Source organism: Psychromonas sp., assembly GCF_983033635.1.
This window is the reverse complement of the sequence record NZ_CEZLMY010000030.1, coordinates 11908-14326: the sequence shown is the minus strand read 5'-3', so window position 1 is coordinate 14326 and position 2419 is coordinate 11908. Positions and strand designations below refer to the sequence as shown.

Annotated in this window: 2 protein-coding genes; both read left to right on the top strand. The window is 42.2% G+C overall.

Annotation, left to right across the window (positions count from 1 at the left end):
* Nucleotides 1-898 (top strand): VWA domain-containing protein (locus AC4GME_RS06370; protein ID WP_490379150.1); only part of this gene is annotated, 898 nt, incomplete at its 5' end.
* A partial coding sequence (locus AC4GME_RS06365; protein ID WP_490379149.1) for a vWA domain-containing protein occupies nt 888-2419 on the top strand: 1532 nt, incomplete at its 3' end. The genes AC4GME_RS06370 and AC4GME_RS06365, both read left to right, overlap by 11 nt.

Below are 2419 nucleotides of genomic sequence, written 5' to 3'. Positions count from 1 at the left end.
CTATACACAAGTCTGGATCCCGCTTGCAAAGGGATTAAGTGGCGAACAGTCGCAAAATCAACAGAGCAATTTAAACGCGTTTATTCCCTGGATAGTTTGGCTTTTATTATTAAGTGCTTTAGCGAAACCTATCTGGTTTGGTGAGCCGATTCGCCTGCAGCAGCAGAGCCGCGATATGATTTTATCACTGGATCTGTCTGGCAGTATGCAGGAAGTAGATATGCCCTTAAACGGGCAGACAGTAGATCGTTTAACCTTAGTCAAAGATCTCTTAAAAACCTTTATTAAGGAGCGTCACGGTGACAGATTAGGCCTGATCCTATTTGCCGATCATGCTTATTTACAAACGCCGCTGACCTTTGATCTCAATACCATACAGCAGATGGTTGATGAAACCGAAATTGGCTTAGTTGGCAAGCGAACCGCCATTGGAGAGTCTATTGCCATGGCGATAAAACGTTTTGTGGAAAATAAAAATGAACAACGTGTTTTAATTTTAATTACCGATGGTGCAAATACCGCCGGTACAATCAAGCCGATAATGGCAGCCAAACAAGCTGCACAAAACAATATTACTATCTACACCATAGGTATCGGTGCAGATGAAATGATTAAACGCACCTTGTTTGGACGCCAGCGCATTAACCCTTCCGCAGATCTCGATGAAAAAACCTTAAACGAAATAGCCAAGCTCACCGGCGGGCAATATTTCCGCGCTAGAAATCAGGATGAATTACAGAATATCTACAAGACACTCAATAAATTAGAGCCTGTTGATAGTGATTTTTTAGAATTTAGACCCGAAAAAGATCTTTTCTACTGGCCTTTATCTGGCGCCATCTTGCTGCTGTTTCTGTTTGCTCTGTATTTCAAATTAAGAGGCTCTTATGTTGCCTGAAACCACCTTTATGCCACTAGAATTTTTACGTCCACTGTGGTTACTGGGATTGCTCGCGGTGTTTTTACTCTCGCTACTGCGCTACCAAACGGGCAAAAAATCTAAAACACAAAACCTAATCGCAGCGCATTTAAGTGAAAATTTAGTCAGCTCCCCAAAGAACGTAAATGCACAGCCGTTTACTTTTTATCTGCTCGCGATTATTGCTTGTATTGCTTTAGCGGGGCCAAGCTGGCGTAACCTTGAAATGCCTGTTTATGAGATGGAAACAGCACAGGTGATTGTATTAGATCTTTCCTATTCGATGTATGCAACCGATGTTAAACCCAACCGTTTAAGCCAGGCAAAATACAAAGCGATTGATCTGATTAAAAAATGGAGTGAAGGTGAAAAAGCACTAATCACCTATGCGGGAGATGCGTTTACCATTTCGCCTTTAACCCCTGATGGTAACTCCATTATCAACCACATTCCTCACCTCTCTCCGGAGATAATGCCTGTCACGGGAGCACGTGCAGATCTGGGCCTCGAACGAGCAATAACGCTGTTAGAAAATGCAGGCTACACACAAGGTCATATCGTTTTTATCAGTGATGGCATTGATAAAAAAACCTCACAGAAAATGATCAAACGACTGCAGGGTAGCGATTGGGTTGTATCAATATTAGCAATGGCAACAGAGCAAGGCGCAGCGATTAAATTAGCAGATGGCAGTTTACTGAAAAATAAGCAAGGTGAGATCGTTGTGCCGAAATTACACGCTCAGTCATTATATGATATAAGCAGCGCCACAAATGGCCTGTATTTAACACACAGCAATACAAGCTCTGATATTGAACAGTTAGCCAGCTTTTTTAGTATGAAAGAGTCACGAAAAAATGAGACCGGCCAGTCAGGACAAAATAAATTCGCCAAAGACGATGGTTATTGGTTATCTTTTTTATTGCTGCCGCTCTTTTTATTACTGTTTAGAAAAGGTGTTTTTTACGCTGTACTATTAACACTAACGATACCGCTTTCGAGCCCTAGTGTTGAAGCTTCTATTTGGAAAAACGATCAGCAAAATGCCTTTCAGGCTTATGTCGATAAAGACTATGCCACAGCAGCACAGTTATATGATGATCCTATGTCAAAAGGCAGTGCCCTCTACCAGGACAAACAATATCAACAAGCATTAGAGCAATTTGAACAAGCGACGATTGACAACCCAAGCAATGCAGATGCTTTTTATAATCAAGGTAATGCTTACGCACAATTACAGGAATTGGATAAAGCCCTGCAGGCATATCAGCAAGCATTGACTATCAATCCTGAACTGAAGGCTGCGCAGCAGAATAAGCAGTTAATTGAAGAGATAAAAAAACAACAAGAACAACAAAAGCAGGATCAGCAACAAGATAGCGAACAGCAGAACAGTGAGCAGCAGCAAAGTGAGAAGCAGCAAAGTGAGCAGCAGCAAAGCGAGCAGCAGCAAAGTGAGCAGCAGCAAAGCGAGCAGCAGCAAAGCGAGCAGCAGCAAAG